At 43.2% G+C, this 16,996-nt stretch carries 14 protein-coding genes; 2 read left to right on the top strand and 12 right to left on the bottom strand.

Annotated elements, in window-relative coordinates:
- Positions 1-185: 185 nt before the first annotated feature.
- Positions 186-803 (top strand): Uma2 family endonuclease, encoded by a 618-nt coding sequence (locus P2W82_RS14860; RefSeq protein ID WP_336516690.1) that lies wholly within the window; start codon positions 186-188, stop codon positions 801-803.
- Between the two features lie 263 nt (positions 804-1,066).
- On the opposite strand, the gene P2W82_RS14855 is transcribed toward P2W82_RS14860, so the two are convergent.
- The 4 genes from P2W82_RS14855 to P2W82_RS14840 form a co-directional block, all read right to left on the bottom strand.
- Complete coding sequence (locus P2W82_RS14855; protein WP_336516689.1) at positions 1,067-1,756, bottom strand: gluconate 2-dehydrogenase subunit 3 family protein; 690 nt, start codon at positions 1,754-1,756, stop codon at positions 1,067-1,069.
- 13 nt (positions 1,757-1,769) lie between these two features.
- On the bottom strand, positions 1,770-3,512 hold the full coding sequence (locus tag P2W82_RS14850; RefSeq protein ID WP_336516688.1) for a GMC family oxidoreductase: 1,743 nt from the start codon (positions 3,510-3,512) through the stop codon (positions 1,770-1,772).
- 153 nt (positions 3,513-3,665) lie between these two features.
- On the bottom strand, positions 3,666-5,615 hold the full coding sequence (locus tag P2W82_RS14845) for a bifunctional aldolase/short-chain dehydrogenase (protein ID WP_336516687.1): 1,950 nt from the start codon (positions 5,613-5,615) through the stop codon (positions 3,666-3,668).
- 534 nt (positions 5,616-6,149) lie between these two features.
- Positions 6,150-6,866 carry a GntR family transcriptional regulator gene (locus tag P2W82_RS14840; protein ID WP_336516686.1) on the bottom strand — a complete coding sequence of 239 codons (717 nt, stop codon included), beginning with the start codon at positions 6,864-6,866 and terminating at the stop codon, positions 6,150-6,152.
- A gap of 196 nt (positions 6,867-7,062) precedes the next feature.
- On the opposite strand from P2W82_RS14840, the gene P2W82_RS14835 reads away from it, so the two are divergent.
- Positions 7,063-9,141 (top strand): hypothetical protein, encoded by a 2,079-nt coding sequence (locus P2W82_RS14835; RefSeq protein ID WP_336516685.1) that lies wholly within the window; start codon positions 7,063-7,065, stop codon positions 9,139-9,141.
- A gap of 15 nt (positions 9,142-9,156) precedes the next feature.
- On the opposite strand, the gene P2W82_RS14830 is transcribed toward P2W82_RS14835, so the two are convergent.
- From P2W82_RS14830 to P2W82_RS14795, 8 genes are all read right to left on the bottom strand, one after another.
- Positions 9,157-9,558: a GxxExxY protein gene (locus P2W82_RS14830; RefSeq protein ID WP_336516684.1), complete on the bottom strand. Its 402-nt coding sequence runs from the start codon at positions 9,556-9,558 to the stop codon at positions 9,157-9,159.
- A 224-nt stretch (positions 9,559-9,782) separates the two neighbouring features.
- Positions 9,783-10,748, bottom strand: a complete 966-nt coding sequence (locus P2W82_RS14825; protein ID WP_336516683.1) for a carbohydrate kinase family protein — start codon at positions 10,746-10,748, stop codon at positions 9,783-9,785.
- 4 nt (positions 10,749-10,752) lie between these two features.
- Positions 10,753-11,301: a D-lyxose/D-mannose family sugar isomerase gene (locus P2W82_RS14820; protein WP_336516682.1), complete on the bottom strand. Its 549-nt coding sequence runs from the start codon at positions 11,299-11,301 to the stop codon at positions 10,753-10,755.
- A 182-nt stretch (positions 11,302-11,483) separates the two neighbouring features.
- The gene (locus tag P2W82_RS14815) at positions 11,484-12,713 is read right to left on the bottom strand and encodes a dihydrolipoamide acetyltransferase family protein (RefSeq protein ID WP_336516681.1); all 1,230 of its coding nucleotides are present in this window, start codon (positions 12,711-12,713) and stop codon (positions 11,484-11,486) included.
- Between the two features lie 7 nt (positions 12,714-12,720).
- Positions 12,721-13,629, bottom strand: a complete 909-nt coding sequence (locus P2W82_RS14810; protein ID WP_336516680.1) for a class II fructose-bisphosphate aldolase — start codon at positions 13,627-13,629, stop codon at positions 12,721-12,723.
- 16 nt (positions 13,630-13,645) lie between these two features.
- Positions 13,646-14,665 carry an alpha-ketoacid dehydrogenase subunit beta gene (locus P2W82_RS14805; protein ID WP_336516679.1) on the bottom strand — a complete coding sequence of 340 codons (1,020 nt, stop codon included), beginning with the start codon at positions 14,663-14,665 and terminating at the stop codon, positions 13,646-13,648.
- 26 nt (positions 14,666-14,691) lie between these two features.
- Entirely contained in the window at positions 14,692-15,693 is a 1,002-nt protein-coding gene (locus P2W82_RS14800) for a thiamine pyrophosphate-dependent dehydrogenase E1 component subunit alpha (RefSeq protein ID WP_336516678.1), read from the bottom strand.
- A 69-nt stretch (positions 15,694-15,762) separates the two neighbouring features.
- Positions 15,763-16,980 (bottom strand): hypothetical protein, encoded by a 1,218-nt coding sequence (locus P2W82_RS14795; RefSeq protein ID WP_336516677.1) that lies wholly within the window; start codon positions 16,978-16,980, stop codon positions 15,763-15,765.
- Between the last annotated feature and the right edge of the window lie 16 nt (positions 16,981-16,996).

The raw sequence follows: 16,996 nt of genomic DNA, 5'->3' as shown, positions 1-16,996 counted from the left end.
GTTAAAAGTTAAATGTTGAAAGTTTAATGTGGGAAGTGAAAAGCTTCGATACCCGGGAGGCTCTTCATCAGGAGAGAAAGCGATAGTGGTGAGCACATGACTTTACGCCTGATTAATTTCGCTGATATCCGGGTATAAGCATTTAGCATACGACTATCGGCTTATTCATGATGTATATTTGTTATATGGAAATCAGGGAACCAATACCGGTTTATGGAAAGAATAAAGTCACCGCCGAGGAATACCTTGAATGGGAAAAAGCTTCGACTGAAAAACATGAATTTTACAAGGGTGAAGTCTTTCCTATGGGGGGACATGGTGAGCTACTGGCAATGTCGGGCGCAGGGAAAAGACACAACAGGATCTTTACTAATATTTTTGGAGAACTTTTTTCCAGATTGAAGGGAAAGCCATGTCAGCCATTTGGCCCGGATCTGAGAGTCTACATTCCGGAAAATTCGCTATTTACCTATCCTGATATTTCTATCATCTGTGGTGATATGATTACTTCAGGTGTGGATGAAAATTCCGTTGTTCAACCGACTATCATCATTGAAATATTGTCACCTTCCACGAGGGATTATGACCAGGGTGAGAAATTCCGGTTGTATAGGGATATTCCGACACTGAAAGAATATATCCTGGTTGATGCATCTTCAGTACACATTGAATCATTTCGAATAAATGCAGCAGGGTTATGGGAACTCATAGAATATAAATCGCTCAAGGATGAACTCAGCATTGGTTCAATTGAAACCGCTCTGCCTGTTGCGGATATTTATTTTGGAGTGAATATGAGTTAAGGTCCTGTACATGTCATCGCACATCAGGTTGGTCCGGTCTTGATAACTCCTTAGTACTAATTCAATATCGGAAGGCTGTTTTTGTAGAAATCGTTCGTCCTTTCCCGGATCAAACGAAAATTCTTTCTATTGTTTTTTAGGACTCAGGACTTAGAAAATTTAAAAATGGAATAATGGCAACAGCGCGATACGATCTCTAGCCGAAATGCTGAAGGCGCAGAAACGCAATGCACGGCGTCTGGTGTACATGCCTGTACCGACTACTAAGCCGGCCATTCCATTATCTTACCTCTATCCTCAATTTTCAGACATTCTTTTAGTGTCTGTTCGTCGTAGGCAAGGTTGTACTGTTTCAGAACATCCTCAGGCACGCCATCCCAGGCATTGGGCTTGTTGCCCTGGTAACCCATGTCCTCAATGCCCATTTTACTGCTGAAAAATCCCATGGCAACGAGATTGCGAAGTTGCGTGAAAAATGCAGCGCCCTGTTTGTTTTCGGGAAGAACATCTTCAGGATATGCAATCAGATCGAGGATTACCTGTTGTTGTTCCTTACTGCTACCCGTAAACGAAGTCCCATACATATTGGCAGCCTTCATATCGATCCAGCGAAGTCCGCCACGGATCGGCGTTTGCAATCGCGGCTGATCCTTCACGATAAAATCAATAAATGCAGGAACGCCAGCATCAGAGGCAGATCCGGATTTTTCATCTTTGGGAATTATCCAGTCGCCGAGCACTGTGATTGTACTCAATTCAGCAGCGGTGAGAAATTTTTCTGCTGCAATTTTCCTATTTCGTTCGATTTCCTCTGGTGTCTGACCAAATAATTCAGCGGCAGCACCTGAAGTTTCAGCTGCTTTTGTTTTATCGACGGGGTCGCATCCGGTAAGAATTGCACCTGTTCCAATCGTTGATATTGCGAGCGCTTTTAATGTCTCTCTCCTGTTCATACGTTTTGTTTTTTCAGATGTTCTGTTTTTTCAACTGATCAACAATAAATTCTGAAGTCTTTAACGACAATGCCAGTATTGTCCATGTTGGATTTTTATCCGCCTGAGAAACAAAAGGTCCCCCATCAACGACAAAAAGATTATTCACTTCGTGTGCCTGGCAATTTTTATTTAAAACAGATTTGTTTTTATCATTACCCATTCTTGTTGTACCCACTTCATGAATGATCTGTCCGGGTTTTGCAAGGCCATACATATTTTCTTTGCCTGGTTTATCGCCCATGGCAATTCCTCCCATAGAATCAATGATCTGTTCAAAGGTATCCTGCATATGTTTCGCCTGCAGGATCTCGTGATCTGTCCATTGATAATGAAACCGAAGTACAGGTATACCATACTTATCCACTACTTTCGGATCGATTTCGCACCTGTTTGATTCGAGCGCAATGCTCTCTCCTCTTCCTGCAAATCCAACATTCGCTCCATAAAATCTCCGGTAATCATTTTTCAAAGAAGCACCGTATCCGCCGGCTTTTTTTGTTTCGCCTGCCTTCAATCCATACTTTCCATTGAAACGTTCAATACCTCCGCCAAAACCATAACCCGGCATTCCCATTCCTCCGCCATATTCGATATGATATCCACGCGCGAAGTCAAGCTTTTTATTATCCAGCCACCAGGGAGTATACACATGCATCCCGATCGTTCCATCTTCATTGTACCTTTTTCTGTCCATCAGCTTTGGAATGAATGCAGACCGGGAGGCACCGGTAGAATCATGAAGATACTTTCCGACTACACCGCTGCCATTCGCCAGACCGTCAGGAAAGTTTGCAGATTTACTGTTCAGCAACAATCTTGCAGACTCACAGGCACTGGCAGCCAGGACTACCACCTTACCCCGGACATGGTATTCCTGCAGATCTGTGCGATCAACATAAAATACACCAGTTGCTTTTCCTTGCGCATCGACAGACACTTCACGTGCCATCGCATTAACAATAACCTCCGTGTTTCCGGTTTTTCTCGCAGGTTTAACCAATACTGATGATGAAGAAAAATCGCCGTATACAGAACATCCCCTGTTGCATTGAGCACAGAAAAAACAGGACCCGCGGGAATCATTGATTGGTCTTGTCAGAACAGACTTACGTGCAGCAACAACAGGGACATTGATTTTATTTCCAGCTTCTTTAATCAGTAATTCATGCAGGCGTGGTTTGGGCGGAGGGAGAAAAAAGCCATCGGGCTCATTCTCCATATTCAGATTGGTTCCATAAACGCCAATCATTTTATCTACTCGGTCATAGTAAGGTTTTATTTCTTCGTAAGAAATAGGCCAGTCTTCGCCAAGACCGTCAAGACTTCTTCTTTTAAAATCGTGTGGGCCAAACCGTAAGGAGATTCTTCCCCAGTGATTTGTTCTGCCGCCAATCATCCGTGAGCGGTACCAGTCGAATTCTGTACCGGCATCTCTCATGTAAGGTTCTCCTTCAATTTCCCAGCCACCATAGGCGGCATCAAAATCACCCCCTGCACGAAAAGGTGTTGACGCACCGCGCCGCGGTGACTGGTAAGGCCATTTCAGTTGTGTCTGCTGCGCAGGATCCGCCGGGTCATAATCTGGACCCGCTTCGAGAAGTGCTACCTTAAGCCCGGCTTCGGAAAGAATTTTCGCAGCCATTCCTCCTCCCGCTCCCGATCCTACTATTACGGCATCGTAAATTTCTCCTTTGGTTTTTATTTCAAAGCCCATGATGGTTTATTTGCAATCGTTGAAAGTTGAACGTTAAACGTAGGCCTAAGCTATTTCAATGCTGTCAAAAAAATATAAAATGTTTTCCACTTTTAGTCAATACTCAGGTTACGCGAGCTCTGACGTTTTACGTTACACGTTCTGCGTTATACCTCATATCACGCGTTCATTCCCACCATCCACCGGGATCTGTGCGCCCGTAGTTTTTGCGAAAAGCGTTCCGCATAATTCAACAGCCAGTTCACTGACATCGGCACTGCGGATCTCGGTTTTCAGGACATTATTCTTTTTGTATTCTTCCAGGGTAAGTCCGTAATTCTTCGCTCTTGCAGCGAGAACTTCGTCCGTCCAGATACCTGTATCAAAAACTGCATTGGGGTGAACTGTATTGATCCTGATGTTGTCTTTTCCCCATTCAAGTGCGGCTACCCTTGCCAGTTGGTTGAGCGCGGCTTTTGAAGCTGAATATGCGGCAGCGCCAGGTCCTGGAGCAGGAACATTTTTGGATCCGATGATGGCAATACGTCCTCCCCGAAATGCTTTTTTCAGAAATGGATATGCTTCATGCATCAAAATAAAATTTGCGTCGAGATTGATGCGCATTACTTTCTGCCAATCGCTGAGCGCCATACCTTCGATTCTGCTGCTTGGAGGGAATATTCCTGCATTTAACAGAAGGATATCCAATCCCCCAAATGCAAACACTGTTTTCCTGAGTACATCTTTTATTTGTTGCTGATCAGTTACATCACAAACCAATCCCAGGTACGCATTTGATTTAAAAAGTTCTTTTACTGATGAATTGAGATCAATACCGACCACTGCGGCACCTCTTTTCAATAATGAATCAGCACATGCCTTACCAATGCCGGAAGCAGCGCCTGTAACAATCGCAACTTCTCCGGTGAATGCAGGTCCTTTTCCCGCTTTGGAAAGTTTTGCCTGTTCAAGCTCCCAGTATTCCACATCGAAGATATCTTTTGCAGGAAGTGCTTTGTATCCGCCAAGTTCGGTTGCCCATTGTATAATATCAATCGTATGATCATAGATATCTGCAACGATCTGTGCATCTTTCGCAGTTTTACCAACGGCACAAACACCAAACACCGGATCAAGAACTACACGTGGCGCGGGGTCAAGAATTTTTTTCCTTTCTTTCGCTAAAGGCTCGTTTGCTTCGAAATAGTTTTTGTATTCAGAGACGTATTTCCCGACATCCCTTCCCACCAGAGGCAACCTCTTTGTACGGATCACATGGTCGGGAGTTGCTGGCCCCTGTGTAGATATCGATGCAAGATCTTCCCGCGAAACAAAACTCATCGACTTTGCATCATCCACTCTCTTCACAATTAACGGAACTCCTGCTGCCTTAGAAATTTCAAGCCTCAGATCAGCAAATTCAATGGCCGTCTGATCATCCTGTTTAGCCTCTGGCGATTCGCTGTTTACGTTAGCATTTTCCTTTAGATAGTCTTCTGCCTGTTTTACCAGTTCGATCATCCTGTTGTATGATTCTTCTGCAGTATCGCCAAATGAAAACACGCCATGGTTCAACAGAACCATTCCTTTTTTGTCAGGAGTAAGTTCTTTCTTCAGTATTTCTGCAGCAAGTCGTGAAAGATCGAAGCCCGGCATGATGTAGGGAACGTATACAACAGTATCGCCATAGATTTTTCTTACAATTTCATCTCCATTCTTTGAATTCGAAATCGCAACAAAAGCATCAGCATGGGTATGATCTACATAACGGTAAGGTATAATTGCATGTAAGATAGCCTCCACTGAGGGAACCGGTGCACTGGATTTTTTCAGATGGGTAACCAGCTCGTTGACCATCACTGAATCAGGCAGCTCTGAGAGTTCGGCAAGTTTTTTCAGGTGATTTAATCGTACAGGAGAAAACCCATCAGCTGTTATCGTCTCCAGGTCCCAGCCGCTACCCTTCACATACAATATCTCTTCTTCTTCCCCGAGAATATTCTTTTCGGTGACCTTAACTGATGTATTGCCACCTCCATGCAAAACCAATGATTTATTATTTCCCAGTTGCCGCGAAGTATTTACCCGCGCTTCTATCAATGAAGCATTGTCAGCAATCGCCATAGTTTTAGTTTTAGAATTTCAACGTGCGAAGTAAAGATAGGAGGTTCAACTTGTATATACAAGATAATTTTTAAGTTTGAAAGTTAAACGTTGAAAGTTAGACGTAAATGCCCGCGGATGATCTTTTCGTACTTAAATGAAAAAGGAATAATAGGTAAAAAGTTGTCGCACTGGTTAATCAGAGAAAATACCAAAATTGAATTATGAAAAGCTGATGATCACAGCCAGATTTGATTTCGAATTTTTAAAAACAAAATTCAGCGAGCAAAAAATTTACGGAAGATTTTATTACGTCGCATTCATAAAAGCTTTAAAATTGAAGATTGTCACTATTCCATTTCCACTAATTCTCCTGCCTCCATACCCCTACTATATAACCACCTTTTGCCGGGAAGTCTCCAAGACTCGAAGGTTGCTCAAAGATTTGCTTCGGGCTGCCTTACAGTCTTTGAGTCTTAGAGGCTATAACCCAGACGATCTATGTTATTTTTAAAGAAACATTAGCGTCGCGCTAATAGTGAGACTGCCTGCTGCCTAGAAATAATCATCCAGATAATAGTTCTCCGTATTACAATACAACCAGGAATAAATATTCAGGTCCCGGACATTTGTTTTAAGCTTGCGCTTCATATGAACGATTGGACTGCCGGCTTTTAATTTGAGCAGTTTTGATTTGTTTTTATCTGCAGCAACGGCCCAGATTTTTTGTTCGCCTCCAATGACTTCCACTTGGTAATGTTCGTTAAGTACTTTCAGGAATGAACGATTTTCCAGGCTGCGGGATGTGAACCTTGGAAGATTGATATCAGAAAGAAAAGTTTCTTCAAATAAAATCGGAACGTTATTGATATTCCGAAGACGTGTAAAGAAAATACAACCGGCAGCCTGCTCTTCATAACTCAACTGGCCCTGCAGTTCCGGTGGCCAGTTTTGTTTGACTGGTTTCTCCAGGATCACCGTTTTCAGGTTCTGGTCACCGACGCCCGCTGTTACACCGCTTACCGATAAAATGCCAAGACCTCGCCTGGGCTCAGCCACGATACTACCCTTGCCCTGCTGCCGTACAATCAGACCAGAATTTGTTAATTCGGAGAGCGCCTGCCTGACCGTGGGTCTTGTTGTATGATATGTTTTGCACAAATCATTTTCTGAAGGGAGAAGTTCTCCTTTTTTATATTTTCCTTCTTCGATCGCTTTTTTAAGATCCTCGATGAGCTTACGGTATAAAGGTGTCGTGTCGCCCTTTTGCATTCACTAAAAATTAAGGTTAGTATTTTTTAAAAATTGAATAAATATCGTTTTTTTAACAATTCCACCTAAAAAAATAAATTTAAGTTGTATAGACATGTTTATGTACATTCGCATTACTCCTAACCGTTCTATCGACTGAACTGCGTTTTTTACCTGCGATACACCATTCATTGTTCTATCCAAAAAACAGTTTGCCATGTGTTCTTATTCCAACGGAAAGATATCCGGTATTTTACTTTCATTTTTTTGCAGCGTCATTTTTTTTTCCGGAGGTTACAGTCAAACGGGAAATGAAACAGCAACGATCAACTTTGAGCCTGTACATGCCTGGAGGCCACCTTTTGGATTGGACAGGGTCGGCAGATCGATGGATGTGATCATTACCATTCCGGGCAATGGCTCACGGCTTTCAGCATACCAACTGACTTCTCTTTCCAATGGACAGAAATTAGCTACTGAAACGATCAGTTTTACCGGATCAAAATCAGACTCATCGAGGCTCACCATACAGGAATCGGCTGATGAAATTATAGTACAGGGTAAAACGACCAGCGGGCAGTGGAAAGAGCTGGCAAGAAGCAAGCCCTCGCTGCCTGTGTTTGAGTGTGATGCTGCCACAAGGCCTGCTGCGTTTAAACATCCGATTGATATGGGTGTCATCCTGGCGCCAGCCAATTGGCTGGTAATCAATGGCGGGCAGCAGTCTTTTGCAGATCTGGCGCTGATCAGCAGAAAAAGAGGGACTGAAAAATTTGAAGTAAAGGCATGGTTTACATCACAGCCGGAAAAAGCAGTAACGAAATCCATTTCACTATTGGGAAATAAAAAAACTTCCGTTGCAATTCCTCTTCCAACGACATCGAACAACCTGGAAACTGATTCGTTGCATTTAACCGTGAAAGATGCCAGTGGAACAAAAGTGTGGGAGAAAGGAGTACATGTAATGCTGGTGCAGAAAATGCAAAAGCTTCCGGGTTTCGGAGTAGCAGAAATGAAACTGAGGTACGATATGCCGATCACCAATATAGTTGATGGGAAAAATCAACCCTTCAGTTACGATTCTGCATGGTCTCCTGAGAAGAAGGACTATGTTGTTTTTCTACCCAATGGTTCACGCTGGGTTTTCTGGCGCGGTGCAAGCTATATCCCTGTCTGGGTGAGCAAATACAATACAGGTCTGAGTTATGAATGGGCTGAAAGAATTTCTCCGCTGGATGGGTTTAAAGATTGCCCGGAACCATTGATGGACAAACAGCTTCGTTATGGAAAAGTTGAAGTTATTGAAAACACCAATGCCCGTGTGCATGTACGATGGAACTATCAGTCATGCGATTTCAACTATAAAGTGAATGGTGATTTTGCACAGGAAGATTATTATTTCTATCCTGACGGACTGGGAACACGTGTACTTACATTGACCTGTTTGCCTGTTGCAGAATATGAGGTTGCCGAATTTATTCTTCTTGCACCACCGGCTGCATTGCCATTTGATGTCATGCCCGAAAAACCTATGCAGATTATTTCATATCAAACAGGAAAATCTGCATCGCTTTCGCTTCCTGAAAAAGATACCACATGGAAAACCCTTGGTGATCCTGTAATCTACCGGATGAAAATTCACAAAAAAGAACCGCTGACTGCATTTAGTTTTAGTCCGCTGTTGCACAAAAAACCCTGGGCATTCGCACCTTTCAAGGACCAGGGTCTTGTTGTAACTCCGGCATACTGGGGCGGCCATTGGCCATTGAGCCAGGGGTTTAATACAGGAAGAAGCATAAGTGAATCTATCTGGACGGGACCTTCACATAATTCACTCATCACCTTCGCCAATAAAAGACCTGAGCCGATCCGTTCAAAAACTTTTGAAACGAGAGATGCATTGGGTGTTGTAAAACCGATGCGTGAAGAAACCTGGGTCTGGCTGATCGGGATGACGGATGAATCTGATCAGTCATTGCTGGAAACATCCAGGAGTTTCGCACAGCCGGCGACGTTGACAGTTAAAGGGGGACGCCAGGAACCGGATGGATATGCATCTGAGAGAAGAGCTTTTAAATTGATTGCCGACAGTAAAAAATTAAACATCACTATCCAGCCTCAAAGCTGGTGCGTGAATCCAGCATTTGAAATAAAATTTGCATCGAAGGAGATTAAGAAGATCAGTTTGAATGGTGTTGCATTGGCAGCTGATAAATATCAATGGGATGGAAGTACTTTATGGATCAATGCGAAGTTTAGTGATAAACGGGTTCTTGAGATTCAATTTGGAGATTGATATGCAATGATAAAGTCAGGTGGCCCTAAAAATTAACGGTTCGTGTCCATTTATCACTCTACGAATTCCAGATTTCAATTTTACAACGTTGAAATTGATAATTAAACCAAGGTGATAGTTACCCAATCTCAAATAAGTGAGTAATTGGGCTAAATGAGCATCATTAATTGCTTCAACACTTTTAATCTCCAGTACTAACTTATTCTCTACCAGAAGATCCATCCGATAACCACAGTTAAGTTTAATTCCCCTTCTTATAAAAGGAATAGGTTTCTCCTGCTCAACCAGAAGGCCCGATTCTCTAAGCAATAACGCAAGATATTCTTTATAAACATGTTCAAAGACTCCCGGACCAACATCATTATGCACTTCAATTGCCTTACCTATTACAAGTTGCGTGAGTTCATTCTCTTTCATTGTCCATTTTATAGCAAATTAAATTTGCAGAAATGTTTTTCAATGTGAAGAACCCCATTAATGGAAGAGAGTTTTCTGTGGGATGTTCGTAAAAAGACAAACCACAGAGAAGAAGCCGAGTTTTCACAGAGCAACAGCCGAGTCAATCCTCTGCATTTGCTCTGTGGGCTGTTTCTCTGTATCCCTCTGTGTTTTGCCTTTAAAAAAAACTATAAACTTATAAACTATGCTATTATCTCAGCCTCATATTCTTCAATAAACCGAAGTATCTCCTCTTTGGATTTAATCCCAGCTGTTGTCCCGATCTTCATGATACAATGCGCTCCGACTGCATTTGCAAAGCGCGCAGACTTCCGCACATCCCAGCCTTCATGAAGGCCGGTCAGAAATCCTGAACAGAACGAATCACCGGCGCCTGAACTATCGACAGCTTGCACCCGATTGAAAGAAGGAACAATAAATCCTTCCTTACCTTGTTCCTGCACATAACATCCTTCTGCATTCAGTTTGATAATTACATTTTTCACGCCTTTGCTGAAGAAAACAGCTGCCATATCTTCCGGCGCCCTAAGATTTGTTAACTCAAATGCCTCATCGTAACTGGGCATAAACCAATCAAGATATTCGAGTGAAGATTCAATTTTTTTCATCCACTCCCCTTTCGAATCCCAGGCGGTATCCATGCAACAGATCAATCCTTTTTCTTTTGCATACTTCAACAGTTTCCTTGTTCCTTCACCATCAAATGAAGGCATCAGAAAAGTGCCCGCAATCAACAATACTTTTGCATCAGCAACAACACCGAGATCAATATCTTCAAATGCAAAATGACTATTAGCTCCAAAGGAATGGATTATGGAACGTTCCCCGTCAGTAGAGATCATCACCATGGATGCAGAAGTAGAAACAGCGTCATCTACTTTCAAACCGGAAGTATCAACCTCATCTTTCTGCAGAGTATCCAGCAGAAATTTACCAAGACTATCATCACCTATTTTTCCTACAATCGTTGGTTGTAACCCGATTTTCGCGAGACTGATGGCTACATTCGCAGCGCAACCACCCACCTGTAAAGTAATTTTGTCGACAAGACTCAGCTTTCCTTTTTCCGGAAGCTGATCAATAGTTTTACCGAGCACATCGGCACAAAGAATGCCCGCACAAATAATTCCGGATTTTTTTGCCGCCATATGATTAAGCTTCGTCGACTACAGTAAACCTGTTGATCCGCGGATCTGAAAAAATATCCTGGTCGTCTGTACTCATAGTTGAAAATTCAGAAACCACAGCACCTTCTTCTCCTGAACGAAACCAGTGCCAGGTATCCGGCATAATGGTATACTGTTCCCCCGGCAATAATACAACTTCATGGGCCACTTTTAAATATTGCGCATGATCATCCAGCCCATCCGTGAAAGGTTCGCTGTTTTTCGGGCCGCTGACGTACAAATGAACTTTACCCCAGCGACAACGAAACGTCTCTTCTTTTCCAGGTATTCCATTTTTTGTAGGATGAATATGTTCGGGACAGGTCTGCCCGGGAAACATCACCAGCTCTTTCGCACAAACTCTTTCTGTATTCACATACACCAGCACTTCGAGACCGATCCTGTATAAATCGCTTAGTCCGAAATCAGCAATTTCTATTTGGTTTTTTTCCGCTTCTGTGAGTACCAATCCTGCACGATCATAGTACTGAACGGCACGGATACGGGCTTCTTCTATTTCGGATGGCTTGAGCATGGTTTATTTTTTAGGCAGGAGGCAGGAGTAAGGAGGCAGGAGAATTAGAAATTTAGAATATTGTAACAAGCTTTCAAGAAAATCTTATTGACACCCAAAAACTATTGCAATTCATTTTACTTAGTACTATTATTCTATTCACTATCTCTCCTGCCTTCTCACTCCTGCCTGAATTCTTTTCCTCAATACAACAACAACTCCGGATCTTCCAGCAACTCCCTCACTTTTTGCAAAAACGGCGCGCCGACGGCGCCGTCGATGATCCGATGATCGAATGATGCGGTGATATTCATGATATCCCTGATCACTACTGCATCATTCACTACCACTGGCTTTTTGCTGATTCCACCTACGGCAAGAATACAACTTTCAGGTTGATTGATGATGGCAGTAAATCTGTCTATACCAAACATGCCGAGATTTGAAATCGTAATCGTTCCGCCCTGCAATTCTGATTCGGTAAGCTGGTTGTTTTTTACCCGGGCAATACTCCTCGAACTATCTGCAGTGATTTCAGCAATCGATTTTTTGTTGACGTTATGTACTACAGGAACAATGATCCCTGTTTCTGTAGCGACTGCAAGACCGATATTTACATTTCTGAAGACCTTCAGTTTATTTTCAGAGAAACTGGCATTCACCAAAGGAGCACTCTCAACAGCTTTTGCGACGACTTTCATCAGCAGATCATTAAAACTTACTTTCAATCCCTGTTTAGAAAGTCCGTTTTTATTGAGCTTATTCCTGAGTGCGATGGCAGCAGTCATGTCCACATCGACACTGATCACATAGTGCGGAGCCGTGTTAAGACTCTCACGCATTCTTTTTGCAATCGTTTTGCGGATCTGCGAGTTATCGATGAAATAGTGATCGGATTCTATTTCTGTTTCTACAGGCGCCTTTGTTTGTTCCCGGAGATATCTGCTGATATCTGCTTTCTTTATCAGGTTACCCGAAACGAAACGAGCTACTTTTTCGAGATCAATCTTTTCAATTTTTGCAAGACTTTTGGCCAATGGAGATGCAAGGATTTTTTTGCTGCCATTAAACCTCGCGGGAGTGTCTGTTTCAGCGACCAGTTCTTTATTTACAACAGCGTCTCTCTTTTCTTTCCGATCTACCTTCTCTTCCTGTTTCTGTTTTTGATTCTCCTTCTTCTCCTGGTCCAGGTCGCCGGGATTTCCTATCAGCGCTACCACTTCTCCCACTTTCACCATTACTCCCTCGGGAAATCTCACTTCCAGCAAAACTCCTTCCGCGAAACTTTCAACGGTGAGTATTGCCTTATCGGTTTCAATTTCAAATAAAATATCACCGCGTTTAACTGTGTCGCCTACGTGCTTATTCCATTTCTGAATAAGCATCTCATCTGTTGTTTGGCCTCCCGACGGCATTAATATTTTACTCAGCATATGCTCTTCAGATTAGGTGAGCTTTGTTTTCGCTCCCGATAATTTTGATAAATCTTACTACTTCTTCCGCAATCGCTTCCCTTGCTCCGCAAAGCATATCCATAGAACCTCCCCTGCCAATTACATTGTGCGGATCCATATGATCAACATCGTGGTTGCCCAGGTAATTCTGAATAGACTTAAGATACGCTCGTTTCAAAATGGTGCCCACATTGACCTTGCACATTCCCAAGGAGACGGCCTGCCTGAGATCATCCTCAGAAATACCAGTTCCACCATGAAGCACCAAAGGCACTTTTACTTTTTTGCGAAGGCAACGGATCAGATCAAAATCAATTTCAGCATGACCTGATTCCAGCAGGTGAACATTCCCAACCGAGACTGCCAGTGCATCTACTCCCGATTCCTCCACAAATTTTGCAGCCAGGTCGGGATCTGTTTTTTCTCCTTTACTGATGGTATTGCTGGAAATATCGGAATCCGGCAACTGTCCGATCTCCGCTTCCACCACCGCACCCAGATAATGTGCAGTCTTTACCAGGTATTTATTCAGCGATGTAAATTCTTCGATACTGAGATCGTGGGACTCATACATGATCGCATTAAACCCGCTGTGTAACCCTTTGATCAGCAAATCAACTGTATGTGCTTCATTCAGTAGTAGTGCAACAGGAAGCTTTGTATTCTTGGCGATTGCTTTTCCCAGGTATCCGTAGTGTTCAATGTTTTCCCTGACGGTTCGCTTTTTGCTTCCTATGAATTGTCCGCCAAAACCGATGATGACCGGCGAATTTGTTCTCTCCGCCGCATCAACTACAGCAAGGATTGATTCCATATTCCAGGCCTCAAAATAACCAACCGCATACCCGTTTTGCAGCGCATGATTCATTAAACCGGTCATCGAAACTAATGCCATAGTAGTTATTTTAATTTCAGGCTTTCATTAATTTTCTGGCTGCCTCTGCTATCCGTGCGGCCGACGGTACAACAAAATTTTCCATCACAGGCGCAAAAGGAATGGGCACATCATATGTTGCAACGCGGATAATGGGTGCATCGAGATAATACAATCCATCTTCAGCAATCTGTGCAGCAACTTCTGCCCCCCAGCCATTTCTCCTTGTATCTTCTTCAACGATCATCAACCTGGACGTTTTCTTAATCGACGACAGCACCAACTCATAGTCGAATGGCACCAGTGTACGTGGATCAATTACTTCAACGCTGATCCCTTCTTTCTCAAGTATCTCTGCAGCTTCCATCGCCCGATATACCATCAGCAGATTCGCTACAATGGTGATGTCAGTACCTTCTCTACGTATCACCCCCTCTCCAAAGGGAATCAGGTATTCTTCTTCGGGAACCTCACCGACAGGGCTAAGCGCTGATTTCTCTGCGCGGTTTCCTTTACTGCCGTACAATAATTTATGTTCGAAAACCACCACAGGGTTTTTATCCCTGATCGCTGTCTTCAACAAACCTTTTGCATCGTAGGCTGTTGAAGGACAAATAATTTTAAGACCGGGTACATGCGTGAAAAAACTCTCAAGACTTTGTGCATGCTGTGCACCACGTGTAGTGGCACCCACCGGCGCACGCATCACCATAGGTACGCTGACTGTACCACCCGACATATACGTCATCTTTGCTGCGTTATCAGCCAGCTGATCCATCATACAAAACAAAAAATCACCGTACTGTACATCAGCTATCGGAATCATGCCGGTCATCGCAGCACCAACTGCGGCGCCTGCGATCATGATTTCAGAAATAGGAGTATCCAATATGCGTTCGTGACCGAATTCTTTTGAAAGACCCAGGGTAACAGTAAATGCTCCACCAAATCCACCCGGAATATCGATATCTTCCCCAAGGCAAAACACGCGCTCATCTCTGCGCATCTCTTCCCGGATTGCTTCTCTCAAAGCTTCTGCAATTGACATTTTGGCCATAATCGACTTCTCTTTTTAATCAACTTTTAAACAGCGTAAACATGTTCCAGGGCATCTTCCGGTTTTGGATCCGGACTATTCTTTGCATATTCAACAGCGTCTTCAATCCTTTGTAAAACGCGTTTTTCAATTTGTTCCAGTTCCTCAGCAGTAGCATATTTCTCTTCGAGGATCCGGTTTTTAGAAATGATCAAAGGATCTTTTGCATACCACTCTTTTTCCTCCACCTTATCGCGGTATGCACAGGCATCATTACGTGAGTGCCCGCAACGGCGATAGGTTTTCAGTTCGATAATTGTTGGACCTTCACCTTTTCTCGCTCTTGCAATGGCGCGGGTAGCAGCCTCATTTACAAGCTCAACGTCATTGCCTTCCACAACCTCACCAGGCATGCCGTAAGCTGAAGCCCGATCTGCTATATTCTCAATATTCGTTACGAGTTTGATATGGGTGGAAGCTCCGTAAAAATTATTCTCACAAACAAACACCACCGGTAGCTTCCAGATTGCAGCAGCATTCATTGCTTCATGGAATGCACCTTCATTGCTTGCTCCATCACCAAAAAAACAAACCACAACATTGTCCGTTCTTCGCATTTTACAACTGAGCCCTACACCTACTGCTACGGGCATTCCACCTGCAGTAATCGCAATTGCAGGAATTGCGCCGACACTGATATCACCCGTATGCATTGCACCTCCTTTTCCTTTGCAACACCCTGTCGACTTTGCAAACATTTCCGCCATCATTGAATCAAGCGAAACTCCTTTTGCAAGACAATGACCTGCCGGGCGATGGGTAGAAGTCATGTAATCTTCCTTTCGCAAATCAAATAACATCCCAACCGCACAAGCTTCCTGGCCCTGGCTTTGGTGAATCGTACCTGGCATCACACCTTCAAGAAACAGGAAGTAAATTTTTTCTTCATAACTCCTCAGCAGAAACATCTGCTCATACATTTCCAGTAAACGCGCAGCGGCTTTATTCTTATCAGCTTTGCTCAGTACCAGTTCATTTTCTGTTTTCATGCAACAAATATAAAAATTAAGCGGACAACTTGTATATACATGTTAAATATTTCTCTGGGTAATTTTAAATCATCGGCCACCGACATACAGCGGATCCTTATGCTGCAAGGGTTCTGTCGAAATAGTAACAGGTATATAATTAAGCTTATACAATTCTTTTTTCTGATAATTACCCGTGGGATACAGGATTGCCTTCACCGTTTTATCATCTACTTTCTCCTGGAAACGCTGTCCCACGATAGGTACATACCAACCCAACTCCTTAGTATCAAGCGTTTTAAATTTCGTCCATGGTCCCCACGGTTTAGGCGCCTCATAAAATTCATTGATGGTTCTTGGATCAGTTCTGAGATTATAGGTGGTATAGTGCCACACAACCATGATATACCTGTTCAGACCAGGGATATAAGTCATCCCTGTCATGCTGGAGTTACCGGTGTTCGTAAGTATGTGACCAGCGTCGTCCATATTCGCAACCCAGCTGGCGTCGTTCATACCATCTCCGGATTTATAAAATGTCCAGTCAGCAGCATTGAGATCAGCGAGTTTCGATTTGAGTACTCTGCCGATGATGTAATTATCACCACTTTCGAAATGTCCGTTGTTTGAAACAGCGTATACGTATTTGTCGGCGTTGTCGACAGATCCTTCGCCATCTTTTCCAAACCACACAAAATAAGGCGCACCGAATCTTTTGCCCGGAAACATGGGCTGATCATAATTTTCTTTTTCAGAGCGCGTCCAGGTTTTTCCACCATCTACTGATTTGATAATACTGGAACTTCTGAATACATGACGATTGGCTGTGTCACCCGATTTTTCAGGGTATAAACAACGTGTAACAAACATGTACAAAACGCCATCAACACTATAACTGTTCATGGTTTTCCAACTGGCGCTGTCTGCTTTTAATTCGCCGGCATAACCATACTCATTCATCGGATTTATTGTAGTACCTGTCAGATTATAAGGACTGCTTCCTTCCAGTTTTCCAAAAGCGAGATTATTATTTTTACCCGGACCAAAACTTGATCCATCGTCATTCCCTGTAAACAATACATCGTCACGTCCCCAGGTCGGGGCCCACTCATCACCTACACTGTTAGGAATTTGCAAGTAGGAAGAATCAAAGCGGATATCGACAATCGGCTTTGAAGTAATTTCTGTTGCCGCGCCTGTTTCTGTTTTCTCTTTCTCTTTCTGTTCGCCGCCGCAGGAAAATACCGCAGGAATTATTAACAATGATGCGAAGTGTAACAGCGGATTTCGTTTTGTTGCTTTAGGCATGAGTCATGATTTATAC

This window comes from Pollutibacter soli (assembly GCA_029269725.1).
In the GTDB taxonomy this organism is placed as follows: Bacteria; Bacteroidota; Bacteroidia; order Chitinophagales; family Chitinophagaceae; genus Pollutibacter; species Pollutibacter soli.
This window is presented reverse-complemented; position numbering and strand designations above follow the sequence as displayed.